Genomic DNA, 23,062 nt, shown 5'->3' with positions numbered 1-23,062 from the left:
AGGTGCTGTCGGGACGATGCGAGTTTAGTTTGCATCGTCCTTTTGCCGTTTTGTTCCGGAGGATGACAAGGAGTTGGTTTGCGCTTCGTTCATGGCCGATTATGATGAGAAGATGATGAAAACAACGATGCCGATGCTGTTGGCTTGTTTATGGGCTGTGCCGATGGTTGGTGCGGCAGATGAGGCTGCCGGGAAAGCGCCTGAGAAGCAGGCGCAGTCCATTCAGGCCGGAGTGCACGGCGATCCCTTGAAGGATTTGCATGATTTCAAGGGGATCGAGTGTTACAAGGTTAAGGTGGGCGGCGAAGTGCGGTATTATCTGCTTTCCGGTACGAATAGGAATAAGTCCGTGCAGGAGATTGTGCAGCGTCCCGGCTATTATACGGATTTTCGTCTGATGCTGTCTTTTTCCCGGGCTCTGAAGGGGATGCCGTTGCCTTTTCTGATGGGGCCGGCTAACGCTTTCAGTTCAGGAGACCTCAAGGAGGATACGGCGATGCCTGTCAAAGTGCTTTCTTTTACCGATGAGGAGAGGCAGGTGCACCGGAAGATGGGTGCGAGCGGGGCTGGGGTGTGATGCCCGGTGCGCGTTAAGGGGCCTGTTTGTTTGGGGCTGAGTTTCCGGGTTGTGTGGCGGGTTTGGCTTTGCTGTATTGTTTCAGTAGGCCGGAGGACCATGAAATGGCATCCGGATAGCGGCAGGCCGGGGTGGTGGTGAGGTAGGAGCCGAGTTTTCCGGCGAGAGGGGAAGCTTCTCCGATGTGCGAGGAGTAGAGGTCGTTCGTTTCGCTGTTGTCGCGGGCAATGTCGTAGAGCTGCGGCGCACGGTCGGGAACGAGGATGTATTTGTCGTCGCCGTCGAGGATGGCCGAGGTGTAGTCCGTGCACCAGTAGAGGGTGCGTTTTTCGCGGTTGTCCTGCATGGGAAGGAGCCGCAGGAGGTCGGTTCCGTCGAGCTTTTCGGGTTGGGTAATGCCATTGGCGGCGAGCATCATGGGGAGGATGTCGACGGTGGAGACGACTTGTCCGCAGGTGCTGCCGGGTTTCAGCTGTGCATTGGCCGGGTAGCGGACGATGAAGGGGACGCGGACGCCGCCTTCGTAGTGGAGGCGTTTTTCCCCTTTCAGAGGGGCGTTGCAGGCGGGGCTGTCCGGTGCGCCGCCGTTGTCGGAGAGGAAGATGACGATGGTGTCGTTTGCCTTGCCGGTTTCATCGAGAGCGGCGAGGATATTGCCGACGGCCCTATCCAGTGCGTAGACCATGGCGCAGTAGGTGCGCCTGTCGCCCGGGCGGATGTGTTTGAATTGTTCAAGGTCTGCGGGGGTGGCTTGAAGCGGCCAGTGCGGTGCATTGAATGCGGCGTACAGGAAGAAGGGTTTGTCGCTGTGCTGCTGCGAGCGGATGAAGCGGACGCTTTCGCGGGCAATGTCGTCGGTGAGGTAGGTGATTTTGGTGTCCGCCCCGGTGTTGGTTTGGATTTGCGAGGGGTTGAGGCCCGCGATTTCGGGTTTGCGCTCGAAATAGTGGCGGGAGCCGCCGAGGAATCCCCACCAAGTGTCGAATCCCCGGTCGGTGGGTGTGTATCCTTCGGTGTGGCCGAGGTGCCATTTGCCGATGGCTGCGCTGGCGTAGCCTTTGCTTTTGAGGTAGGCGGGAAGGCAGGTTTCTGTTTGCGGCAGTCCGTAATGGGATTCCGGCAGGTAGTCGATTTGCGTGTTGGGGTTGGTGGTGATGCCGTAGCGTTTCGGGAATTTGCCGGTGAGCAGGCCCATGCGGGAAGGGGCGCACATGGGAGCGGTGACGTAGGCGCGGGTGCAGATGACGCCCTGCCGGGCGAGGCTGTCGATGTGGGGCGTGGGGATCTGGAGAGATCCGGTGCAGCCGAGGTCGCCGTATCCGAGGTCATCCGCAATGATGACGACGAGGTTGGGACGGGTGGATTCGGCTGGTTCAGTTTGTCCGGTTGCGTGGTTCCACGCCAGAGTGGAGAGGATGAAGCAAGCGAGTTTTTTCCACATCATGTTTAATAATACGTATGATGTGAAGGGGTTCTTTCATCCGATCGCGTTTTTGGCGATGGGCAGTTCGATGGTGAAGGCGGTTTCCTTGCCGGGGGTGCTGGTGGCGCCGATGGTGCCGTGGTGCGCTTCGACGGCGCGGCGGACGATGGAGAGGCCGAGTCCTGTGCCTTTGATGGGGCCGGATTGCTGGACGCGGTAGAAGCGGTTGAAGATGTAGGGGAGGTGCTCGGCGGGGATGCCGATGCCGTCGTCGATGACGCGGATGATGTGTTTGCCGTTTGCGTCGCGTGCTTCGAGGCGGAGACGGAGGCCCGGGGCGGGGTTTTGCTTGAGGGCGTTTTCCATCAGGTTGAAGAGTACCTGGGTCCAGTAGAATTTGTCTCCCGAGAGGATGTAGGGTTTCGGGGAGATGTCGATGGAGATGGTGGCACCGTTGTGGTTGCCGAGGCTTTCGAGGCGAAGGGCGACATCTTCCGCGATCTCGCAGAGGTCGAAGGTTTCGTTTTGGAGGTATCCGGTTTCCGGCGTTTCGAGGCGGGAGATGACGAGCATGTCTTCAACGAGGCGAACGATGCGCTGGGTGTGTTTCATCATGAGGTCGAGGACGTGGTTGCGGGTGGCGGGGTCGTTGCCCATTTCTTCGTCTTCGAGGAGGTTTTCGAGGTAGCCGCGGATGATGGTGAGGGGGGTGCGGAGTTCATGTGAGGCGTTGGCGACGAAGTCGCGGCGCATGATTTGGGTGCGGTGTTCTCCGGTGACGTCGTGGAAGACGATGCCGATGTGGTTTTCTCCGTTGTTGAGGGGGGTGGAGATGATTTGGTAGTTGCGCGTTTCCGGGACGGGGCTTTTGGCGGTGGTCTGGATGTCGACGGTTTCCATCCAGGGTTCGGCAGCGTTGGCGGCGTGTTCGAGGACGTTGCGGAAGGCGGATGCTTCGAGGACGCGCAGGAGGTTCATCGGTTTTTTTTCGTCGATGCCGAGGAGGGCCCCGGCGAGGGCGTTGGCCATGATGAGCCTGCCGGACGGGCGCATGATGAGGAAGGGTACGCCGAGGGCCTCGAGGAAGAGGGCTTTGTCCTGCTGGAGGCGGCGTTCGGTTTCCTTGTCCCGAAGCCGCAGGTGGTGCAGTTCGAGTTTGGCGCGTTCGAGTTCCTCCTTCATCCGCCGCAGGCGCATGCGGTTGAAGCTGTATGGGATGAGGAAGGCGATGAGGATGAACCCCGTTGTGAGACCCCAGGATACCATGGTGTTGTGGAGGAAGGTTAGGGTGCGGGATGCCCGCGCACCGATTGTAGCCTGTTTTCTGCGGAAATGCGATGAAAAAGGTATCGGCGCGCGAGGCGGCGGTTTGAGGAAGATCAGCCTTCGAGGAGGTCTTTCTGATCTTTCATCAGGCTGTATGAGCGGCGGATCATGGAGCGCGTTTCGTTCAGAAGGTTGAGGTACAGGATGCTGTTTCGCGCCTGGCTTTCGTCTTCGGTTCCGCGCAGGAGGTGGTGGCGGATGCTGTCGGCGAATTCTTCACTGAGGTCGGTGGCTTCTTCGAGGGCTTTTTCAAGTCCGGCGTAGTTGCTGGCGCGGAGCATGCCACAGAGTTCCGGGTAGAATTTGGCGACGTGTTCGGTGAGGGCGAGGAGTTCCTGCGCCTGTTCGTGGTCGAGTCCGGCGTGGTTGTTGTCGATGTGGCTGAAGCTGGCCTGGACGATGATGTTGAGGGATTCGACGGTGGCCTGCATGCTTTCGGTGACGCGGAAGAGGAGCTGGCCGCGGTCGACGAGGTCGGGCGAGATGTGCCGGAGGCTCGGGATGATTTCGAAGTTTTTCCTGTCGCGCAGTTCTTTGCCGATTTCCTTGGTTTCCTTGCGGAATTTCTTGAGTTGCTTGCGGTTTTCGGTAATGAGGGCGTCGATGGAGCCTTTGTAGATTCCGAGGACGCGGCCGAGGAGCTCGGCGGAGCCGATGCCGATGCTGCGGAGGGTGTTGTCGTTGCCGAGGTTGAGTTCTTCCACCTGTTTCTTATGCTTGTTTTTGTGCATGATGGCAGATTTGATGAGCAGGGCTGCGACAATGCCGACCATGAGGACGATGCCTCCGAAGCCTCCGGCCATGAGGACCATGGCGCAGATGAAGGCAGCGGTGCAGGCCGCAAAGGCGGTGAAGAACCAGCCCGCGATGACGGTCATGACGCCGGTGATGCGGTAGACGGCGCTATCGCGTCCCCATGCGCGGTCGGCGAGGGAGGAACCCATGGCGACCATGAAGGTGACGTAGGTGGTGGAAAGCGGGAGTTTGAGCGAGGTGGCGAGGGAGATGAGGAGGGCTGCAATGGTGAGGTTGACGGAGGCGCGGATGAGGTCGAAGGCCTGTCCGTTGTCTTCGGACGCGGGGAGGGGCTCAAAGCGTTTGCCGATGAAGCGGGCGATGGGAGCCGGGGTGATGCGGGTGAGGCCCTGTGCGAATTTGAGGGTGTAGCGCACGAGCATGCGGGCGGGCGGTGCGGAGCCGAAGCGTTCCATGCCGCCGTTTTTGCGGGCGAGGTTGACTTCGGTGTCGGTGACGGTGCGTGCTTTTTTGGAGAACATGAGCGCGCCTACCATGATGAGGCCAGCAACGATGAGGTAGCGCCAGTCGGCGACGACGGGTTTGGCGAGGTCGCCCATGTAGAGGTCGGAGAGGTTGCCTCCGGCGGCGACGTGCGCCTGGGCGATTTCATAGGAGGATTGCCCGGCCATGAAGACGCCGATGAAGTTGACGAGGTCGTTGCCCGCGAAGGCGAGGGCGAGTGCCATGGTGCCCGCGAGGACGATGAATTTGAGGATGTTGACGCGGCCGAGGTGCTGCAGGATGAACATCAGGACGGTCCAGCCGGCGAAGGAGGCGAGGAGGCAGTAGTGAAGGTGGGTGTCGAGGTATTTGACGGTTTCCTTGTCGAGGATGGTGCTGCCCTTGAGTCCCTTGAAGATGGCGAAGTAGGTGATGGCAGTGAGGGCGAGGCCGCACCAAATGGCACCGATGTATTTGTAGGTTTTCTGGTAGCGGAAGCTGAAGATGAGGCGCGATATCCACATGATGACGATGCCGCAGGTGAAGGCGACGCCGACTGAAGCGAAGATGCCGGTGACGATGGCTAGCGCTTTTGAGGAGTTGATATAGTCGCTGAGGTTCTGCACGACGTTGTCTCCCATGGTGCACATGTTGTACACGGCGACGGCGACGGCTGCACCGAGGAGTTCGAAGACGAGGGAGACGGTGGTGGATGTGGGCAGGCCGAAGGTGTTGAAGAGGTCCAGCAGGATGACGTCCGTCAGCATCACGGCGAGGAAGAGCAGCATGATGTCGTGGAAGTTGAACTGCGCGGGGACGAAGACGCCGCTTCGGGCGATTTCCATCATGCCGCTGGAGAAGGAGGAGCCGATGACGACACCCACAGCCGCAACGGCGATGATGACGCTGCGCGAGGCGGCGCGTGAGCCGACGGCGGAGTTGAGGAAGTTGGCGGCGTCGTTCGATACGCCGACTACGAGGTCGAAGCCTGCCAGGAGGAGCAGGATGCCGAGGATGACGATGTAGATGGTGTCCATTCTAGTGTCTTGTTGTCTTGCAGGAGTTGCGTACTCCGATGTTGGGGGTATTATGTAGCACGCAAGCGTGTGACAAACGCCTTTTTCTTTGTGACGATTTCGTCACAAAGGGAGATTTCAGTTCTCCTTCTGTTTTATTGATGAGGCTGACAGCAAGGGTGTTGAGGCGTTTGGCATGCCATCGCGACGATGGTTGGCTATTCTTCCGGATAGCGGGAGGGCAGGCAGTCCCATTCGTCATGGGGTGCTCCATCGTAGGAGAAGGAACGGGTGGTCGGTGTTCCGTTTTTGCCTTGTGTGTGGAAGGTGACCGTGAAGTCGTTTGTTCCGAAAGAAAGCAGTTGCGGTCCCGGCTCCGGTGCATCGGTATGTTTGGTGCATATTGCGACGCAACGTTTGTGTTGCCATTTGCCGGTTTGATTCTTTTGGAAAAGATAGATGTCGTAGAGCGTGCTTCCGTCGGCTGCCCCGTGCCAGTGTACGATGGCGGAGTAGCGGTCGCCGGGAATGGGAAAGAGGTAGCAATCTTCCTGCAACCGGAGGGAGTTCCAATCCGTCTGCCATGTGAAGATTCTTTGGCGAGGGCTGTCGGGTGAGTATGGCCGGACGTGGAAGGAAGGGTGTTCTTCATGTTTGTCCAGCCAGTTGCGGATGCGGTCGATCGTTTGTTCTCCGCGGCGGTTTGGGAGAAGGCAAATAGGGAATTCGCGATGAAGAATGTCGAGGATGGCTTGTTTGTTGGCACGATTTGCCAGCGGGTAGGCATCCAGAAGAGTATGGAAAAGGGTCAGTGCATCTTCGGTTGCAAGGGGGAGGTGTTGGCGTGTGTTCAGGTAGATGGAGCTGTCGATGGCGAGCAGCCATGCCAGCTGGTTCGTTTGGTTGGTGGTGATGAGATGGCGAACGACGAGGGCGGTCGAGATTGTTTTCCAAGCGGGGTGCGACCGCGAACGGGAGGGGTGTTCGAGGCTGAACCGCCAGTTTTCGACGACTCGTTCTTTTTCAATATCTGCGGGAGGACGAGCGATTCCGTCGCTTGATGAAATGAAGAGTCCAAGGATGGCAACCGCTGTCACAAGCTGATCAGAGATCCATGGTGAGGGAGACGGGGCAGTGGTCGGAGCCCGTGATTTCAGGGTGGATGGCGGCTTTTTCGAGCGCCGGGAGGAGCTGCTGCGAGATGCAGAAGTAGTCGATGCGCCAGCCGATGTTTTTGGCGCGTGCGCCTGCACGGAAGGACCACCATGAGTAGGCATCCCTTGTGTCGGGGTTGAGGTGGCGCCATGTGTCGATGAAGCCGGAGCCGAGCAGGGTGGTGAAGTCGGCGCGTTCTTCGTCGGAGAATCCGGCGGAGAAGTGGTTGGTTTTGGGGCGGGCGATGTCGATTTCTTCGTGGGCAACGTTGAGGTCGCCGCAGAAGATGACGGGTTTTGTTTTGGCGAGGTCGCAGACGTATTGCCGGAAGGCTTCGTTCCATTCGCGGCGGTAGGGGAGGCGTGCGAGTTCGTTCTGCGAGTTGGGGGTGTAGCAGTTGACGAGGTGGAAGGCGTCGAATTCCATGGTGCAGACGCGGCCTTCGCTGTCGTGGTCGCTGTGGCCGATGCCGAGGGAGGTGGAGAGGGGGGCTTTTTTTGAGAGGATGAGGACTCCGGAGTAGCCGGGTTTGTCGGCGGGGTTCCAGAGCTGGTGGGGCCATGCGGCGAGCCAGAGGTCGGCAACCTGTTCGGGGCGAGCCTTGATTTCCTGTAGGCAGAGGATGTCGGGCGCGAGGTTGTCTATGGATTCGGCGAGTCCTTTGCCGAGGGTGGCGCGGAGGCCGTTGACGTTCCAGGAGACGATGTTCATGGCTGTGCGTGTGTGGGGGGAGGCACGGATGCAGCGGGGCTACATGGCGTGCAGGGTGATTTTGTGTTTTTTGCAGAGTTCGGCGACCCGGTTTTCCTGCAGGAGGATGGTGTTATGGGCTTCGATGACGATTTGTTCTACTCCGGCTTCGATGCAGGTGAGGAGGGTGTGTTCGCCGACGCAGGGGATGTCGAAGCGCATGTCATGCGAGGGTTTGGAGACTTTGGCGAGGGTGACGTGTTTGCCCCTGCCGAGGGCTGCGCCCCGTTTGATGCATTCGTTGGTGCCTTCGTAGCCTTCGACGGCGAGGACGGTGCCGTGGCGGACGATGACGCTTTGTCCGATGTCGAGACGGCTGACTTCCTTGGCGATGGAGATGCCGTAGGCGGCGTCTTCGAGCTGGCGTTTGTCGGGCTGCGGTCCTGCGATGTGGCCGGACTGCGGGATGTGGTCGTCCATGTAGGTGTTGGCCGGGAGGACGGTGATGCCTTCGCGGGCGGCTTCATCCGCGACCATGCCGAAGATGGTTTCGGCGTTGCGCCGTTTGAGGCGGGAGAGGAGGATGAGGGCGCGGAGGTCGGGCCGGAGGTTGAAGAGGTTTTTCGGGGCGATCTGCCCGGTCATGACGCATTCCCTGACACCGTTTTTGAGGAGGAAGCGGAGGGGTTTGACGAGCTGGCCGACGCGGAACCATTCGAAGGAGTCGCAGAGTTCCGCGAGGGTTTCGCCGGTTTCCCCCCGGAATCCTACGCCGCAGATGGTGAGGCCGGGCTGCATGCGGCGTGCCGCACGGATGAGGGTTTCGGGGTAGGCACCGCTTCCTGCGACGATGCCGAGGATGGTTCTCTGTTCGCTCATGGGTTACATGTACTCGGGGCGCTGCAGGAAGTCGGCGACGCGTTGCATGAGGCGGCCGATGTCGCCGCCGTCCACGACGCGGTGGTCGAAGGTGGTGACGATGTTGGCTTTGGCGACGGGGATGAAGGCTTCGACCTCATCGCTCCAGACGGGTGTTTTGGAGACGGCGCCGACGCCAAGGATGAGGCTTTCGCTGGGCAGGGGCATGGGGGATGCGAAGGTGAGGCCGAAGCCGCCGAAGTTGGTGACGGTGGCGATGCCTCCCTGCTGCGCTTCGGGTTTGAGGCGGCGGCTGCGGGCCTGCGAGACGAGGTTGTTGTATTCGTCGATGAGTTCGTCGAGGGTGTATTCGTTGACGCGGCGCATGACGGGTACCATGACGCCGTCCGCCACCTGTACGGCGACGCCGATGTCGATGGTTTTCGGCGAGAGGATGCGGCCTCCGACGAGGTAGCCGGCGGCTTCCGGATGTTCTGCGATGGCAAGCGCGAGGGCGCGGACGAAGTAGAGGGTGATGCCGGGTTTGTGCGGATGGTTTTTGCGGTGGGTCAGGATGGGGTCCATGTAGATGGGGCGTCCTGCCGAGGCAAGGGGGCGTGTCCAGCTGCGGCGCATGGAGTCCGCTACGGAGCGGCGCATCATGGAGGCGGGGCGGGAGGGCCATTCGTCGACGTACTGGATGAATTGCTCAAGGTCTTCGATGGTGACGCGGCCTCCGGCTCCGGAGCCGACGATGGCGGCGATGTCCGATGCGCTGATGCCGAGTTCGTCCATGCGGGCCTTCATGCGGGGGGAGAGGTAGTGCGCTCCCTTGAGGCCGACAGGTACGGGCAATCCGCGGACGCTGGGCTGTACTTTGAGGGAGGAGTTTTCGATGTATTCTCCCTGTGTTTTGAAGTGGACGACGTCTCCGGAGGTTTCGTTCGAGGCGGTTTGCTGCGGGACGGATTCCGGGCTGGTGGGTAGGGTGGGGGAGGCTCCGTCCGCGCCGAGGGGGGAGGAGCCCGTGCGTTCGATTTCTTCTTCCGTGGCTTCGATGAGGGCCATGTTGGCGCCGACGACGACGTTGTCGCCTTCCTTGATGAGGATTTCGGCGACGGTGCCTCCGCAGGGGGTGGTGACGCCCATGGTGGCCTTGTTGGTTTCGACCTCGAAGATTTCTTCGTCGGCGGAGACCGTGGCTCCCGGTTCGACGAGGAGTCTCAGCACGGTGGCTTCGGCGATGGATTCGCCCAGCTGGGGCATGAGGATTGGTACTTTGGGCATGGCTTTAGAGCGTGAGCAGGTGGCGGATGGCGGAGGTGATGGATTCCATGGTGGGCCGGTGCGCCTTCCACAGGTTCGGATGGTGGGGGATGGGGGTGTCTTTGGCGGTGAGGCGCTGAGGCGGGGCGTCGAGGAGGTGGAAGCCGTCCGCAACGACGCGGGAGATGACTTCGGCCGTGACTCCTCCCCAGGGGAAGTCTTCCGCGACGACGAGGAGTCTTCCCGTGCGGGCGACGGAGGCGATGATGGTGTCGGTGTCGAGGGGTTTGACGCTGCGGAGGTCGACGACTTCGATGTCGAAGCCGCTGTCCTGCATGAATTCGTCTGCGGCGCGGACGGATTCGGGGACCATGGCTCCGTAGGCGACGACGGTGGCATGTTTGCCGGGCCGGGCGATGCGAGCCTGGCCGATGGGAAGGGGGGCTTCATCGAGGAAGCTTTCCGCCTTGAGCCAGCGGTAGAGGAACTTGTGTTCCATGAAGACGACGGGATCCGGGATGGCGACGGCCTGTTTGAGCATCCAGTAGGCGTCCGCGACGGTGGCGGGGGTGAGGACGTGCAGGCCCGGGTAGTGGGCGAAGAGGGTTTCCAGATTCTGGCTGTGGAAGGGGCCGCCTCCGGGGGTGCCGCCGCAGGGCATGCGGAGGGTGATGTTGATGGGGATGCCGGTGCGGTAGTAGTGCGAGGCGGCGTTGTTGACGAACTGGTTCAGCGCGATGGTGCCGAAGTCGGAGAACTGCATTTCGATGATCGGCTTTTTGCCTTGCAGGGCTGCGCCGATGCCTGCGCCGACCATGGCGTCTTCACTGATGGGGGCGTCGAGGACGCGATCAGGGAAGAGGTTTTTGAGGCCTTTGGTGGCTTTGAAGGCGCCGCCGAAGTGGCCGATGTCCTGCCCGTAGATGAAGACGTCGGGGTCTTCGGAGAGGAGGTCTTCCTGAGCTTGCCGGATGGCGTCGATGTAGGTGGCACTCATGTGTTGAAGGGGTTAGTAGGCGGGTTCCCACGAGGTGGCCGACCAGTCGCTGTAGGGGTCGGGTTCGGGTTCGCGCTGCGCCAGTGCGACGGCGGTTTGGACTTCGTCGGCGCATTCCTGCCGGATGCGTTCGATTTCTTCTTCGGTGATCCAGCCGAGCTGGAGGAGCTGGCGGGCGGCGACATCGAGGCAGTCTTTCGCGGCGTAGGCATCCTTGAGTTCCTGCGGGATGTAGGAGGCATCATCGTGTTCGCCGTGGCCGCACATGCGAAGGGTGTTCGCCAGTACCCACTGGGGGCCTTCGCCCCGGCGTGCGGCATCGATGGCCTGTTTCATGGTTTTCAGGGTTGCCATGAAGTCGGTGCCGTCCGTTTCATGTACGGCCATGCCGTAGCCGCGTCCGCGGTCGAGGAGGCTGGCGCAGGCGAATTGCCGGATGTTCGGCGTGGAGTAGGCGAACTGGTTGTTGGTGACGACGAGGACGAGAGGGAGGTGTTCGACGGCGGCGAGGTTGGCCGCTTCGTGCAGGGCTCCGGTGGAGGTGGTGCCGTCTCCCACGCAGGCGACACCGACGGCTCCGGGCACTTCGCCGTTCAGCCGTTTGGCGATGAGTCCTCCCGCGACGACGGCGACGCCGCTGCCGAGGTGGCTGATGGGGACGATGTAGCCTTCTTTGGGCTGGCCGCGGTGGACGTTGCCGTCGCGGCCGCGCATGTAGCCGAGAGCGGAGCCGAAGTAGGAGCGCGCGCCTTCGATGATGGGTTCGCCCCAGGCGATGCGTCCGGCCTGTTCGCGGATGAAGGAGAAGTAGATGTCTTTGCCGGGGGTCAGAAAGACGCCTTCCGAAGCGGCGATGGCTTCATGGCCCCTGCCGAGGAAGACGCCGCCCATGATTTTTCCTGCCTTGTAGAGGGCGGAGATTTTGCTGTCGAACGTGCGGGCCAGTACCATGGCGCGGTAGGCGCGCAGGGCCGGCTCCTTCAGTTCCGCATGGGTTTCACTGGTATCGGTCACGCTGGTATATTACACTCGGCGGGCTTGTTGTGCAATGCGTTTTTATGGAATATTCTTGACGGGCGGCCCTCTTCGTGTTTAGCTTGGGCGGCGCTACCGTATGGTTTTTGCGCCTGTTGCGTATGAAGGATTGTATGGAACTGTACACGCGGGCCGCTCTGAACGAAGGCGGTATTTCGAAGGAGCAGGCGTTTGAGTTGCTGGAGATGCCCGAGAAGGAGCTGTTCGCTTCCGCGACGGCGATTCGCGAGCGTTTTTTCGGCAATAAGGTTGAGATTTGCTATATTATCAATGCGAAGAGCGGCAACTGCGGGATGAACTGCAAGTTCTGTTCGCAGAGCGGGCACAATTCCGCCGATGTGGAGACGTACCCCCTTCTCAGCCAGGAGAAGCTGGAGGAGATTGTGGACGGCTGGGCCGAGTATCCCGTGCATCGCTGCGGGCTGGTGACGAGCGGAGGCGCGTTGAGCGACGATGATGTGGAATCCCTGGCAAAGTTCGTGGAGTCCCGCGCCGGGAAGAAGGGCGCGCAGATGTGCGGTTCTCTCGGCCGCCTGAAGCACGATGCGCTGCATCGCCTCAAGGAAGCGGGGATGACTCGCCTGCACCACAATCTTGAAGCCTGCGAGTCGTTTTATCCGAATGTGTGTACGACGCAGACGTGGCGCGACCGTCTCGATACGGTGCGGCAGGCTTTGGACAATGGGCTGGAGATTTGCTGCGGCGGTCTGTTCGGTCTCGGAGAGACGTGGTCGGATCGTTTCGATTTTGCCATGGAGCTGAAGCGCGAAGGTATTACGAATGTGCCTCTCAATTTCCTGTACCCGCATGCGGGCACTCCTTTGGGCAATCGCCCGGTGATGCCTGCCGAAGAGGCGTTGCGCATCATTGCTTTGTTCCGCCATTTGATGCCGGAAGCATCGCTGCGCATTTGCGGCGGTCGCGTGTCCGTGCTCAAGGAGCGGCAGTACGAGATGTTTGCCGCCGGGGCTTCCGCTTTCATGACGGGCAATTATCTGACGATTGCCGGGCAGGGTGTGGAGACGGATTTGGCGAAGCTGGCGGAGCTTGGGCTGGAAATCGCATGAACGCGCGATGTTCGTGCCTCACTTGACCGCAGTTTGATGCTTCGGAGGTGCCGGTTTGCCGAACGGCATCGCTTCGATGAATGTGCGTATCTGGGGAGTCGCGGCGGCTTTCCAGTATGTCCAGTTGTGCGCTCCGGGCGTAATCGTGAAGGTGTGCCGGATGCCTGCCTGCGTGAGTTTTTCGTCCAGCCGTTTGTTGTCCTGCAGGAAGAAGTCCTGATCGCCGCATGAGATGAGAATGTTCCGGTAAGTGTCCGGTTTCGTTTTTGGCAGGATGTGGAGGATGCACCCGTCTTCCCACCGCTTGGTGTTTTGCTCGTACGCGCCGAGGGAGTCGGCTATGTTGAATCCTTTGGGCCACGCGATGATGTTGACGCCTCCGCTGAGGCTTCCGATTTGAGCGAAGAGCTGGGGATGGCGCGTTCCGAGATAAAGGGCGCCGTGGCCGCCCATGCTGTTGCCCGTAATGGCGCGGCAGTCGCGCGTGGCGATCGTGCGGAAATTCTTGTCGATGTAAGGGACGATTTTCTGTACGATATGGGTTTCAAATTGGTTGGCGGGGTTGGTGTAGCTGTTAAAGTACCAGCTCTTTTGGCCGTCCGGGCACACGGCGATGAAGCCGAGTTCGTCCGCCAGTTGCGGAATGAGAGGGATGCGGGAGACCCAGTGCGTGTTGTTGTCTCCATGCCCGTGCAGGAAGTAGATGACGGGATACTTTTTTTCGCTTTTGCCGTAGTCGTCCGGCAGTACGATGGTGAGTGGGGCTTCCCGTTGCAGGGCTTTGCTGGGAATGGTGATGTTCCGTATTTCGGCGGCCTGGCCGGGGCAAAGGGAGGCAACCAGAGCGGGGATGATCAGAGAGAGGAAGGAGTGGTGACTCATGGCGGTATGGAAAGCAATAAACAGGCAGTGGTGAATCCAGTTGCCGTGTCGTCGTTATACTGTTCCAAGCATGGAGTGGTCAAGCGCAAAAAAAACCCGCCCGGTCTGAAGCCGGGCGGGGTTGAGAAGGAAGGATGAAGTGCGGAATCAGAAGCCGCGCGGATGGCGGACGTAGAAGCCGCGTCCCGTGCGCCCCGTGGCATACCAGCGGGGGCCTACGCCGCTGCCGGAGCCGGTGGTGTCGAAGCGCAGTCCGGCGATGTAGAGGAAGACGTGGCCGTTTTTCATGTAGACGGAGACCCAGTCGCCCGGGCCGGGGGAGCCGTAGTTCAGGAAGCCGCCGGACGGGCGGACTTTGTCGAGGAGGCCGGCTTCACGCAGGACGAAGGAGGTGCTGCCGGAGCAATCATAGCCCGAGTCATGGTGTTTTTTGTGTCCTCCGCCCATGCGATAGGGTTTTCCGACGAGGGAGTTGGCTGCGGCGATGGCTCGTTTGACGGAAAGGGGAGCATTGCGCGGAGCGATGGCTTTGCCGTTGCGGAGAAGGATGGCCGTACGTCCGGCCTTGAAGTGGTATGCCGGTGTCTGGGACGGTGCGCTGTATTGCTGTTGTTGCTGGCAAGCGGTGAAGAGAAAGGCCAGACAGGCAAAAACCGTCCATTGGAAGATAGTGCGGGCTAACATGCGCTTCTGATTATAGAGGTTCGATGCCCTGTGGCAAGCAAAAAAACATGCTTCACGTTGTGCGGGCAGTCTGGAGCCCTGTGCAATGGTTGTCTCGTGCGGAAATTTCGAGTGTCATAAATGACGTATTTTCTGTGAACGGGAAATATGTATGTTTGATGGGGCATCCGGTTGTATGCAGGATGTGGCGGATAAGCGGCCGGGGAACTCCGCCCTTGGAAGATGCCGGGAAAATAATCAATAAAACCTGATTATTGCGTCGTGCCGTACATTAGAATTCCTTGCGGCGGAATATCCATGTAGCCATGCATAAATGGAACAGGAAGTAGGCGCATGTGATGAGAGTCAGCGAGCCGATGAGGCCGGGCGAGATGGGGCGGCCGTTGATTCCGGCGTCGGAGATGGCGTAGATCTGGAAGTTGGGGACGATGGCTCCGAAGAAGTCCGTGGTGTTCTGGACGGTTTGGCTGACGCCGTCCTGCCCGTGGAGGGCGAAGCCGAAGAATTGCGATTGGAACGAGCCGACGATGTAGAAGCCGAAGGCAAAGATCATGCTCGTGAGCGTGCTGCTGGTGAAGCACGAGAAGAAGAGGGTGAGCGAGGTGAGGACGGCCCATTCCATGAACATGACAAGGAGGGATGCCTGAAGATCCCACGTGAGGCCAGCCTGCCGGATGCCTTCGAGGTAGGGTTGCATTTGGGCTTCCGTGAGCCCGGCTGCGTGCATGACTGCGCTTTGTTCGGTCAGCACGGTGGAGGTGCGGATTTCGAGAATGACGGAAAGAAGGGCATCCATGCAGAGCAGGGCGACGCCGAGGACGGAGAGGACTCCAAGGGCTTTCCCCAGCAGGTAGTCGAAGCGGGGGACGGGTTTGCAGAGGATGGTGTAGATGATGCGGTCTTCCGTGTCTTTCGGCAGGAGCAGGGAGGTGGCGGCGACGGCGAAGAGGAGGCCGAAGAGGCGCATGCCCCCGACGGCCGTGTTTTTCAGGAGTGCGAGTTCGTTCCGCCCGTAGGTCTCAGGGCCGAGTACGTCGTTGATGCGCAGGCTTTGCAGCAGGATGAGCGCGAGGGCGAAGACGGCGAGGAAGACGAAGACTTTCATGCGCACGAGCTGGACGAACGTTACGGACGCCAACGCGCCGATGCGCGACGGGGCGGCCAGAAGTCTGTTCAGCAGGGCGGGCATGATGTCAGTTTTGCCGTTTGGCGTTTTCGCCTTCTTCGATGAGTTTCCAGAAGTGTTTGGATTCACCCAGTTCCTGGTCTTCGGAGCTGAGGTTGGAGCGGTAGAGGAAGTCTTTCAGGGTGTTTTTGTGCAGCACGCGGTGGACGATGATGTTGCCGTCTTCGATCTGGAAGTAGAGGCGGTAGTCCTGTGTGCGGAAGCGGTAGATTTTTTCTCCGGCGCGTTCGACGCAGCCGTAGCGGGCATCCGCCTTGTTGTTCAGGATCTCTTCGGTGACCTGGAATTCGGCGAAAAGCTCCAGTTGTTCGAGTGTCGGTATCCGGGAAATTTCCGCCGCGCTGATTTCGTTGAAGATGATCTGATGCACAGGACCAATGTAAAGGATGGGGGATGGGAAATCAAGTGCGGATTTGGCCTGCGAGAGGAGGCGGTGCATTTTGCTGTTTTTCGTTGGAATATGAACTTTTGGCTTGCGTTCCGAACAGGTTGTCCGGTATGCTGAAGCAACAAGGGGGCAGGCTTTGCGCGCGACCCGGTACGATTATACCATAGATAGAAAATATGAAACGATCCTTGACGATTTCTCTCATTGCTGCAGTGGCGGCGGCATGGTCCTTGTCATCATGCAGTAGCGGCAGCAGCGGTTCCTCTCCGTCCGATACCGTTTCCTTTGCTCCGGTTTCCCTGAGCGGCGGTTCGATGTCCTACAGTGTCGATGGGCGTTATACGATCACCTACACGTTCGCTCCGTCGGGCGATATGGTGACCCGCGAAGAGCGCGATACGTCCGGCGCGTTGACCCGTACCTATACGGGTACCTATACGTATGAGCAGACTCCTCAGGACAAGAATATTTATATTCTGCGGATCAAGGATCTCGCAGGCTATACGATCAATAGCATTACGGATGCGAAGCAGGATTACGGCGACCGTATCAATGAAACATGGTCGATCCGCTTCCCCTCCGGCAGTGAAGCAATCGGTTCCTGCGAATGGCAGCGCGATCTTTTCCGCTTTGATCTGGCTCTTCGCGACGGCGTTCCGGCCGATGAGGTGACGACGGCGAAGAATGAGGATGGGAAGCTGATTTATCTCGAACGTGAGACGACAGGCGTTTACTCGAATATCCAGCTTCGTTTTACCAATGTGACGTTGCGTGACCCGAATGCAGTCGATGCGAATTGATTGATCCGATAGTTTTTTATTTCTTTCACACTTATGAAAAAACTTTTTTTCCTTCCACTTTTGCTGGCATGTTCCGTTCCCGTTTGGCAGACTTCCTGTGGCGGCGGCAGCAGCGGCAATCACGGCAATATCGACGATTATTCCAATGTGGCTCCGCTGGCGATCGATGGCGGTACCATGTCGTATTCGGATGACCAGTCCACAGTGGTGTATACGTTTGCATCCGGTTATGTGACACAGTCGGTTTCTTCGGGCGGTACGACTTCGGTCTCACGCGGCATTTATACCTATGAAGTGTCCGAAGACAAGAAGCAGGCTTCCATCCGGATGCGGGAACTGATTGCGGTAGGCGATACGGCGCTGGATCCGACGACGACGGATATCGACTGGACGATTTCCTTCTCGACTGCAGGTCCGCGCGGTATGTTCGACTGGACGACGACGAAGTATTCGTATGTCGAATCGGGTGCCGTCGGCACGACACAGTCCGGACGTTCTCCGGTGTTGTCCGTTTCGTTCAAGAACGTGACGTACACGGATGCAAATTCCGGTTCCTCCTATAAGGATTATGCTCCTAATTTCATGCCTCTCAATACGAAGCTTGTATTGAAGGATGATCCTACTTCCACGATTGAGCTGCTGCCGGGCGATAAGGACGGCGGCATGGCGGTGTGGACGACGAAGGATGCCACATACGAGGGGCAGTGGTCCTACAAGAAGGATCCCCTTGTTCCGAACAAGGCTTCTCTTCGTTTGATCAATATGCTGGACAATCAGGTCGAATACAATTTGACGGGTACCCTTGATTATTCTTCCGCTACCGAGGTGAAATATTCCTACGACGCGGTGTATAAGGATGATCACGGACAGACGACGATCAATCATCAGGAACAATACTACACGATCGAGTCTCTTTAAGTTTCCTTAAAACTCTCTCCCGGTTTTGCGCCCGTCGGTTTTCCGACGGGCGTTTTCCTTGCTTCGGTTGCAGAAGGGATGGAGGGCGTGCTTTGATCTGTGCCGTCGGGAGTCGTTCTGCCGGCATGTGATGGCCTGTTGAGTAGATGGGATGAAGATGAGACGGCAGCGTTGTCCTGCCGCTGGCAGTCCGCTGTGGCTGGATGCGGGTAGCTATGGCGTGGGTTTCGCGTTCCTTGTGTGGGATGAGCCTGCATTGCGATTGTCGTCTCTGTTTTGCGTGGATGTATTGATGCTGCGGAGACTGTCGAAAAGAAAAAACCCCGGATCAAGAGTGATCCGGGGTTTCAGGAAGATGGTACGCGGTATAGGATTTGAACCTACGACCTCCACCATGTCAAGGTGTTGCTCTACCACTGAGCTAACCGCGCGTTGGTTGCCATGAAGGCGGGCAAATGTTACTTGTAAAGTGGCTTCAAGGCAAGTTTTTTTTTCGTTTTCAGGCTTTTTTCTGTCGGGTAGGCCTATTTACCGGCCTGATAAGTCTTTTTGGGAAAGATGAACGAGGGGGAGATGAAGGGAAATCCGGCCTGGTTTAAACCGAAGAACATGACTTCCATGCGGGTGGGCAGTTCGGTGAAGGTTTGTCGACCTGTATAGGCGAAGACGTCGCCCGGCTGGAGGAGCGGATGCTGGTTGAAGATGCCGTCCGCTTCGATGAGGCGGGTTTGCCCTGACTGGTCGCGCAGGATCCATTTACGCCCCAGAAGGCGGACGGAGCGTTCGGAAGTGTTGCTCAGGAGGATGCGGAAGGCGATCTGGTAGTTGCCGCCGGAGGTGTCGGGCAGGCGTATGCCTGCCATGGTGAGCTGGATGTCCAGATAGTCCTCGGTGGGGATCGGTTGTGATTTAATGTTGTCCATTGGCGGGGCCGATGGCTGTCTTGAGGAGCCGGGCGGTGATTTCGGTGATTTTAGCCAGCCGTTCGGGGGTCGGCTTTTGCCCTTCCTCGAGAGTCATTTCCTTGGAGAGGGCGTCGAGTAGTTCCCTCATCAGGTTGATGTCCCTTTTCTTTTTCATTTCGGGGGCTACTCCGGCAAGGATTTCGCTGAAGTAGTCGGGAGCATCGGGGTAGAAGATGGGAAGCGCCTGTTCGGGGGTGAATTTTTTGTTCAGCGCAGCAGTCGCCGCATCAAGCGCCCGTATCCATCCGCCGAGGGCGATGAGGTGGGCGAGGTCGGAGTCGCGGAGGGATTCCAGTTCTGCATCGACATCCGCCTGGGTGACGGCGAGGTTTTTCTTGAATTCTTCAAGCTGGCCTTTTTCGGCGTTGTCGAGGAGGCTGGCCGAGTGGCGGTTCATGCGTTCTCCTACCCCCATGGCTTTGCCGTATTTGGAGAGGTCGAGGGCGATGGGCTTGATGTCGTTCATTTTGCCGCACTGGACGACGATGAAGCCGTCCGCCATCAGGAAGCCCATTTCAAGGGCGAGTGTGCAGCGGTCGCTGGGAAGTTTTTCGGGCCGATCGCGCAGGGCTGCCGATTCCGGGATGGGGGGCAGGCCTTCGAGTTGTTCGAAGATTTTGCGTATGGAAGGCGAGGTGTAGGTGTTGACTCCGAGTTCGCCGAGTTCATGGGCTTCGGAGTCGCTATGTTCGACGGTTTCCTGAAACAGGAGAGGCACGGCGCCGGGTTTGCGTTGCGGCTTGGCGTTGGGATCTGTCAGGAGGGAAGGATCGAATTCGTCGGGGTCGATAATATCTCCGCCATTGTCCGCCGCCGGTTTGGCGGCAGCCGCGGTTTCAGCCTTCGGAGCGGCTTCGGCAACGGGCAGAAGAATCGCTCCGCAGCCGGCAGCAAGTATCCATGTACCAAAGGGTATTTTCATGATGTTTTTCCGGTTTCCCCAGTTTGAGGCTTGACACCTGCTGTATTCTATAATATCTTGGGCGCACGTCAAGAAAATCGTAGGTACTGACGTAGAAATAATGCCCTAACTCCGTTTCTGCCGCCTAATTGTTTTTTATTCGGTTTTTTGTTTTCTATTCAACGTTTTAACAGTTTTTATTCTTATGGAATTTTCCGTGGATTTTTTTTGGTTGCTGGCGTATTTTCTGGTGTTGATGGGGATGTCCGGCTACGGGTTGCATCGTCTGATTACGGTTTGCCTTTATGTGAAGCACCGTAAGGATATTCCTCAGCCGAAGCGTTTCTACAGGGACGACGAGCTTCCGATGGTGACGGTGCAGCTTCCGATGTTCAATGAGAAGTTCGTCGTCGAAGGGCTGCTGGAGAAGGTGGCAGCTCTGGATTATCCGAAGGATCGCATGGAGATTCAGATTCTCGACGATTCGATCGATGATACGACTGAGCTTTGTTTCCGTAAGGCGGAAGAGTTGCGCGCCCGCGGTTATGATGCGGTGTGCATTCATCGTACGGATCGTACAGGTTTCAAGGCCGGCGCGCTTGAGGCTGCGACGAAGGTGGCCAAGGGCGAGTTTCTGCTGATTTTGGATGCCGATTTCCGCCCGGAACCCGATTTGCTTCGCAAGACGATGCATTTCTTTACGGATGAGAAGATCGCACTGGTGCAGACGCGCTGGGGCCATATCAATCGCGAGACGAATATTCTGACCCGCGTGCAGGGGATGTTCCTCGACGGGCATTTCGTGATGGAGCAGACGGTGCGCAACCGTTCGGGTCGCTATTTCACTTTCAACGGTACGGCCGGCGTGTGGCGCAAGTGCGCTATTGCCGACGGAGGTGGTTGGGAACATGATACGCTGACGGAAGATATGGATTTGTCCTATCGCGTGCAGCTCAAGGGATGGCAGTTCGTTTTCCTGAAGGATTATGTGACTCCCGCCGAGCTTCCGACGGATATGGACGGGTTCAAGGCCCAGCAGCACCGCTGGACGAAGGGTTCCATCCAAGTGTGCCAGAAGATGCTTTTCGATATCTGGCGCTCCAAGGAGGCTCCGCTTAAGGCCAAGCTGGAAGCTACGACGCATTTGACATCGAACTACGCCTACCTGCTGCTCGTGCTGCTTTGCTTCCTCGTGGCTCCGTTGGCGATGGGGACGATCCGCCCCGGCGATTCTTGGCAGATGATTCTGGTGCAGGTGACGCTGTTTTTCTTCGCTTCGGTGTGCGTGTGCCTGTTCTATGTGAGTGCGCAGTATGCCATTCGCCGCGAATCATGGTGGAAAGAGCTTCCCTACCTTCCGGTGCTGCTTGCTTTGGCTGTCGGTATGGCCGTCAGCAATTCCAAGGCTGTGCTCGAAGCGATTTTCGGACACCAGTCCGAGTTCGTCCGTACGCCCAAGTTCGGCTTTACGGAGGCGGATAAGGGCAAGGTGGTCGTCAAGAAGCGTTCGGGCTACAAGGCGATCAAGTCCATCGTCGTGCCGGTGCTGGAGCTTTGTTTCGGGTTCTTCTTCCTGTATATTATCGTGGGGCAGGCCGTGCGTCTGGATTTCCTGTCTGCGGTTCTGATGTCTCCCTTCCTCGGTTTCTTCTATACGGGCGGCTGTTCCTTGTGGCGCCTCCTCCAGTCGGCCCGCCAGAAGGCTCTTGAAAGCAAGCTGGCCAATCAGGAAATTTGATTTCGTTTTCGTTTATGGCTCTCTCCGTTTTCTCTTTTCTGCGCGCAGGAGGAATGTGTGGGTTGAGGAGTTGGCGGCATCTGGCATCGGGTGCCGCTTTGGCTGTTGCGGGGTTGTTGTCCAGTTGTACGATGCAAAAGGATCCGTCGCCGACGAAGGTGGTCAAGGACGGTATTGTGGTGAGCGTGAGGGATCAGAAGCTTGCGCTGCTGCGGAATGGTAAGGCCGTCCGTTCGTATGATATCAGTACGTCGAAGTACGGTGTCGGCTCTCGCTCGGGCAGCTACAAGACGCCTCGCGGGGTGCATTCCGTCGTCAGCAAGGTAGGTTCGGGGCAGCCGAAGGGGATGGTGTTCGAAAGCTGCCGCCCGACGGGCAAGGTGATCCGGCCGAATACTCCTGGGCACGATCAGATCGTTTCCCGCGTGATGCAGTTGAACGGGCTTGAATCCGGCAACAAAAACAGTTTTTCCCGGAGGATTTATATCCACGGTACGGCGGAGGAATCGAAGATCGGCACGCCTGCTTCCTACGGGTGTATCCGCATGCGCAGCGACGATGTGGTGGAGTTGTATGATCTCGTGGCTCGCGGGGATATGGTGGCGATTGAGGATTGTTCTTTGGCGACGTATTTGAAGGCGGAGAAGGACGCCCGTACGCCGATCGTGCTTGCCGATGGGTCCGTGGCCATGCCGGCAAGTGCGGATATGGCGGTGCAGGAGGCTCCTATGCTGGCTTCCGCTACGGCCGATACCGATGAGGAGGATCTGATACGGAAGGCGGTTGCGGGAGATATGGCGGTTGCCGAACTGCCATCCAAAACGAAGTCGGGCGGCAAAACAGGGGGCGTGTCTTCATCTGCGCGCGGCAAGAAAGGGGCTTCTTCGCGGCAGCTGGCATCTTCCCGCTCATCGTCCAAGAGCCGTACGCAAGCAGCAAGCAGCCGCAAGAGTTCGTCCAAGGCCAAGGCTTTGGTGAGAAATTCTTCGCGCAAGAGTTCTTCGGCAAAGCCGAAGCTGGTTTCCCGCAAGTCTTCTCTGGCGGCTTCCCGCTCGTCGAAGTCGAGGTCGCGCGGGTAAGTCTTGTTTGTTTCAGAGGGGTGTTTCCAGGTCGTCTGGCCGATAGGCGACTTGTTGCAGGTAGAGGCCGTCCGGCGGAGCGCAGTATCTGCTTTTTCTGTGGCCGGGGGATTCAAGGAGCTGCCGAAGGTCGTCGAGTGTTTCTTTGCCGCGAGCGATTTGGTAGGCTCCGCCGACGAGAAGTCTGACCATGCGATAGAGGAAACCCGTGCCTCGGAAGGTGATGGTGATGAGGCCGCCAGATGTTTGTTCCATGGTGGCCTGATGTATAGTGCGGGTGTAGAAGTTGTCCGGCAGGGGATGGGGTTCGTTGCCGCGCCGGGCGGCAAAGGCCCGGTAGTCGTGTGTGCCTTCGTAGAGTTTCAATGCCTGTGCGAGCAGGTTTTCATCCAGCGGCAGGGGGAGGTGCCACGCCAGCCCGGCCATGAAGGGGGAGAGTACAGAGGTGCGGCATATTTTGTAGATGTACGTTTTGCCCTGTGCATCGTACCGGGCATGGAGGGTTTCCGGGACGCTGCGGGTGTGCAGGATGCGGATCGTGGCAGGCAGATGGGCGTTCAATGCCACACTCCATCGTTCCGGAGGGATGCGGGATGTGCCGGGCATCTGGAGATGGAAGGTTTGCCCTTCGGCATGGACGCCGGCGTCCGTGCGGCCCGATGCATGGATGCGGACGGATGTTTTCAGGACGGTCGCAATGGCCTGTTCCAGTGTGTCCTGGATGGTGTTGCCACCGGGCTGGCTTTGCCAGCCTGCATAGAGTCGGCCGTCGTAGGCTACGGTGCAGAGGTATCTTGGCATGGTTGCTTGCGCATGAAAAAGCCGCGGGCACTGGCGTGCTGCGCGGCTTGAAAGTTGCTTGTGGCGCGATT

General features: G+C 58.7%; 22 protein-coding genes and 1 tRNA gene. 6 read left to right on the top strand and 17 right to left on the bottom strand.

Translation table 11 applies throughout. From position 1 onward, the window contains the following. Nucleotides 1–112 precede the first annotated feature (112 nt). Nucleotides 113–577 (top strand): hypothetical protein, encoded by a 465-nt coding sequence (locus PYTT_RS04115; RefSeq protein ID WP_141675732.1) that lies wholly within the window; start codon nucleotides 113–115, stop codon nucleotides 575–577. 13 nt (nucleotides 578–590) lie between these two features. On the opposite strand, the gene PYTT_RS04110 is transcribed toward PYTT_RS04115, so the two are convergent. The 9 genes from PYTT_RS04110 to PYTT_RS04070 all read right to left on the bottom strand — a co-directional run bounded on the left by PYTT_RS04110 (nucleotide 591) and on the right by PYTT_RS04070 (nucleotide 11,561). Beyond that, nucleotides 591–2,021 (bottom strand): sulfatase-like hydrolase/transferase, encoded by a 1,431-nt coding sequence (locus PYTT_RS04110; RefSeq protein ID WP_067773567.1) that lies wholly within the window; start codon nucleotides 2,019–2,021, stop codon nucleotides 591–593. A 33-nt stretch (nucleotides 2,022–2,054) separates the two neighbouring features. Further along, nucleotides 2,055–3,266, bottom strand: a complete 1,212-nt coding sequence (locus PYTT_RS04105; protein ID WP_067773570.1) for a sensor histidine kinase — start codon at nucleotides 3,264–3,266, stop codon at nucleotides 2,055–2,057. Nucleotides 3,267–3,379: 113 nt separating this feature from the next. Further along, complete coding sequence (locus tag PYTT_RS04100; protein ID WP_067773573.1) at nucleotides 3,380–5,602, bottom strand: inorganic phosphate transporter; 2,223 nt, start codon at nucleotides 5,600–5,602, stop codon at nucleotides 3,380–3,382. Nucleotides 5,603–5,799: 197 nt separating this feature from the next. Continuing rightward, the gene (locus tag PYTT_RS04095; RefSeq protein ID WP_067773576.1) at nucleotides 5,800–6,678 is read right to left on the bottom strand and encodes a hypothetical protein; all 879 of its coding nucleotides are present in this window, start codon (nucleotides 6,676–6,678) and stop codon (nucleotides 5,800–5,802) included. A 7-nt stretch (nucleotides 6,679–6,685) separates the two neighbouring features. Further along, nucleotides 6,686–7,447, bottom strand: coding sequence for an exodeoxyribonuclease III (locus PYTT_RS04090; RefSeq protein WP_067773578.1), 762 nt, complete (start codon nucleotides 7,445–7,447; stop codon nucleotides 6,686–6,688). A gap of 39 nt (nucleotides 7,448–7,486) precedes the next feature. Next, nucleotides 7,487–8,305 carry an LpxI family protein gene (locus PYTT_RS04085; protein ID WP_067773581.1) on the bottom strand — a complete coding sequence of 273 codons (819 nt, stop codon included), beginning with the start codon at nucleotides 8,303–8,305 and terminating at the stop codon, nucleotides 7,487–7,489. 3 nt (nucleotides 8,306–8,308) lie between these two features. Next, the gene (locus tag PYTT_RS04080) at nucleotides 8,309–9,571 is read right to left on the bottom strand and encodes a dihydrolipoamide acetyltransferase family protein (protein WP_067773584.1); all 1,263 of its coding nucleotides are present in this window, start codon (nucleotides 9,569–9,571) and stop codon (nucleotides 8,309–8,311) included. Between the two features lie 4 nt (nucleotides 9,572–9,575). Beyond that, nucleotides 9,576–10,547 (bottom strand): alpha-ketoacid dehydrogenase subunit beta, encoded by a 972-nt coding sequence (locus PYTT_RS04075; RefSeq protein WP_067773587.1) that lies wholly within the window; start codon nucleotides 10,545–10,547, stop codon nucleotides 9,576–9,578. Nucleotides 10,548–10,559: 12 nt separating this feature from the next. Next, nucleotides 10,560–11,561, bottom strand: coding sequence for a thiamine pyrophosphate-dependent dehydrogenase E1 component subunit alpha (locus PYTT_RS04070; protein ID WP_245741068.1), 1,002 nt, complete (start codon nucleotides 11,559–11,561; stop codon nucleotides 10,560–10,562). A gap of 134 nt (nucleotides 11,562–11,695) precedes the next feature. Here PYTT_RS04070 and bioB point away from each other — a divergent pair, with 134 nt between their 5' ends. After that, nucleotides 11,696–12,649, top strand: a complete 954-nt coding sequence (gene bioB, locus PYTT_RS04065) for a biotin synthase BioB (protein WP_067773706.1) — start codon at nucleotides 11,696–11,698, stop codon at nucleotides 12,647–12,649. A gap of 18 nt (nucleotides 12,650–12,667) precedes the next feature. On the opposite strand, the gene PYTT_RS04060 is transcribed toward bioB, so the two are convergent. From PYTT_RS04060 to PYTT_RS04045, 4 genes are all read right to left on the bottom strand, one after another. Next, complete coding sequence (locus PYTT_RS04060) at nucleotides 12,668–13,531, bottom strand: alpha/beta hydrolase (protein ID WP_067773591.1); 864 nt, start codon at nucleotides 13,529–13,531, stop codon at nucleotides 12,668–12,670. 147 nt (nucleotides 13,532–13,678) lie between these two features. Then, entirely contained in the window at nucleotides 13,679–14,215 is a 537-nt protein-coding gene (locus PYTT_RS04055; RefSeq protein WP_067773594.1) for an NlpC/P60 family protein, read from the bottom strand. Nucleotides 14,216–14,486: 271 nt separating this feature from the next. Then, entirely contained in the window at nucleotides 14,487–15,404 is a 918-nt protein-coding gene (locus tag PYTT_RS04050) for an ABC transporter permease (protein WP_067773597.1), read from the bottom strand. 4 nt (nucleotides 15,405–15,408) lie between these two features. After that, on the bottom strand, nucleotides 15,409–15,840 hold the full coding sequence (locus PYTT_RS04045) for a type II toxin-antitoxin system RelE/ParE family toxin (RefSeq protein ID WP_245741066.1): 432 nt from the start codon (nucleotides 15,838–15,840) through the stop codon (nucleotides 15,409–15,411). A gap of 125 nt (nucleotides 15,841–15,965) precedes the next feature. Here PYTT_RS04045 and PYTT_RS04040 point away from each other — a divergent pair, with 125 nt between their 5' ends. Continuing rightward, nucleotides 15,966–16,589: a hypothetical protein gene (locus PYTT_RS04040; RefSeq protein ID WP_071133281.1), complete on the top strand. Its 624-nt coding sequence runs from the start codon at nucleotides 15,966–15,968 to the stop codon at nucleotides 16,587–16,589. Between the two features lie 33 nt (nucleotides 16,590–16,622). Beyond that, nucleotides 16,623–17,507, top strand: a complete 885-nt coding sequence (locus PYTT_RS04035; RefSeq protein ID WP_067773603.1) for a hypothetical protein — start codon at nucleotides 16,623–16,625, stop codon at nucleotides 17,505–17,507. Nucleotides 17,508–17,863: 356 nt separating this feature from the next. On the opposite strand, the gene PYTT_RS04030 is transcribed toward PYTT_RS04035, so the two are convergent. The 3 genes from PYTT_RS04030 to PYTT_RS04020 all read right to left on the bottom strand — a co-directional run bounded on the left by PYTT_RS04030 (nucleotide 17,864) and on the right by PYTT_RS04020 (nucleotide 19,394). Then, nucleotides 17,864–17,938: transfer RNA gene (locus PYTT_RS04030), tRNA-Val, on the bottom strand. Between the two features lie 93 nt (nucleotides 17,939–18,031). Continuing rightward, on the bottom strand, nucleotides 18,032–18,430 hold the full coding sequence (locus tag PYTT_RS04025) for an ApaG domain-containing protein (protein WP_067773606.1): 399 nt from the start codon (nucleotides 18,428–18,430) through the stop codon (nucleotides 18,032–18,034). Then, entirely contained in the window at nucleotides 18,417–19,394 is a 978-nt protein-coding gene (locus tag PYTT_RS04020) for a hypothetical protein (protein WP_067773609.1), read from the bottom strand. Before PYTT_RS04020 ends, PYTT_RS04025 begins: the two co-directional genes overlap by 14 nt. A gap of 184 nt (nucleotides 19,395–19,578) precedes the next feature. Here PYTT_RS04020 and PYTT_RS04015 point away from each other — a divergent pair, with 184 nt between their 5' ends. Then, complete coding sequence (locus tag PYTT_RS04015) at nucleotides 19,579–21,111, top strand: glycosyltransferase family 2 protein (protein ID WP_067773612.1); 1,533 nt, start codon at nucleotides 19,579–19,581, stop codon at nucleotides 21,109–21,111. Between the two features lie 131 nt (nucleotides 21,112–21,242). Then, nucleotides 21,243–22,190, top strand: a complete 948-nt coding sequence (locus tag PYTT_RS04010; RefSeq protein WP_067773615.1) for a L,D-transpeptidase — start codon at nucleotides 21,243–21,245, stop codon at nucleotides 22,188–22,190. A gap of 12 nt (nucleotides 22,191–22,202) precedes the next feature. On the opposite strand, the gene truA is transcribed toward PYTT_RS04010, so the two are convergent. After that, a complete protein-coding gene (truA, locus tag PYTT_RS04005; RefSeq protein WP_067773618.1) occupies nucleotides 22,203–22,991 on the bottom strand; it encodes a tRNA pseudouridine(38-40) synthase TruA in 789 nt (262 codons plus the stop codon). Nucleotides 22,992–23,062: the final 71 nt, after the last annotated feature.

It is taken from the genome of Neoakkermansia glycaniphila (assembly GCF_900097105.1).
GTDB classification, from domain to species: Bacteria; Verrucomicrobiota; Verrucomicrobiia; order Verrucomicrobiales; family Akkermansiaceae; genus Akkermansia; species Akkermansia glycaniphila.
The sequence above is the reverse complement of the archived record's forward strand: the minus strand, read 5'-3'. Positions and strand labels throughout refer to the sequence as shown.

Coding starts and splice junctions, on each gene's coding strand:
- PYTT_RS04115 (WP_141675732.1), top strand. CDS start 113: ATGATGAAAACAACGATGCCGATGCTGTTGGCTTGTTTATGGGCTGTG.
- PYTT_RS04110 (WP_067773567.1), bottom strand. CDS start 2,021: ATGATGTGGAAAAAACTCGCTTGCTTCATCCTCTCCACTCTGGCGTGG.
- PYTT_RS04105 (WP_067773570.1), bottom strand. CDS start 3,266: ATGGTATCCTGGGGTCTCACAACGGGGTTCATCCTCATCGCCTTCCTC.
- PYTT_RS04100 (WP_067773573.1), bottom strand. CDS start 5,602: ATGGACACCATCTACATCGTCATCCTCGGCATCCTGCTCCTCCTGGCA.
- PYTT_RS04090 (WP_067773578.1), bottom strand. CDS start 7,447: ATGAACATCGTCTCCTGGAACGTCAACGGCCTCCGCGCCACCCTCGGC.
- PYTT_RS04085 (WP_067773581.1), bottom strand. CDS start 8,305: ATGAGCGAACAGAGAACCATCCTCGGCATCGTCGCAGGAAGCGGTGCC.
- PYTT_RS04080 (WP_067773584.1), bottom strand. CDS start 9,571: ATGCCCAAAGTACCAATCCTCATGCCCCAGCTGGGCGAATCCATCGCC.
- PYTT_RS04075 (WP_067773587.1), bottom strand. CDS start 10,547: ATGAGTGCCACCTACATCGACGCCATCCGGCAAGCTCAGGAAGACCTC.
- bioB (WP_067773706.1), top strand. CDS start 11,696: ATGGAACTGTACACGCGGGCCGCTCTGAACGAAGGCGGTATTTCGAAG.
- PYTT_RS04060 (WP_067773591.1), bottom strand. CDS start 13,531: ATGAGTCACCACTCCTTCCTCTCTCTGATCATCCCCGCTCTGGTTGCC.
- PYTT_RS04055 (WP_067773594.1), bottom strand. CDS start 14,215: ATGTTAGCCCGCACTATCTTCCAATGGACGGTTTTTGCCTGTCTGGCC.
- PYTT_RS04050 (WP_067773597.1), bottom strand. CDS start 15,404: ATGCCCGCCCTGCTGAACAGACTTCTGGCCGCCCCGTCGCGCATCGGC.
- PYTT_RS04045 (WP_245741066.1), bottom strand. CDS start 15,840: ATGCACCGCCTCCTCTCGCAGGCCAAATCCGCACTTGATTTCCCATCC.
- PYTT_RS04040 (WP_071133281.1), top strand. CDS start 15,966: ATGAAACGATCCTTGACGATTTCTCTCATTGCTGCAGTGGCGGCGGCA.
- PYTT_RS04035 (WP_067773603.1), top strand. CDS start 16,623: ATGAAAAAACTTTTTTTCCTTCCACTTTTGCTGGCATGTTCCGTTCCC.
- PYTT_RS04025 (WP_067773606.1), bottom strand. CDS start 18,430: ATGGACAACATTAAATCACAACCGATCCCCACCGAGGACTATCTGGAC.
- PYTT_RS04020 (WP_067773609.1), bottom strand. CDS start 19,394: ATGAAAATACCCTTTGGTACATGGATACTTGCTGCCGGCTGCGGAGCG.
- PYTT_RS04015 (WP_067773612.1), top strand. CDS start 19,579: ATGGAATTTTCCGTGGATTTTTTTTGGTTGCTGGCGTATTTTCTGGTG.
- PYTT_RS04010 (WP_067773615.1), top strand. CDS start 21,243: ATGCAAAAGGATCCGTCGCCGACGAAGGTGGTCAAGGACGGTATTGTG.
- truA (WP_067773618.1), bottom strand. CDS start 22,991: ATGCCAAGATACCTCTGCACCGTAGCCTACGACGGCCGACTCTATGCA.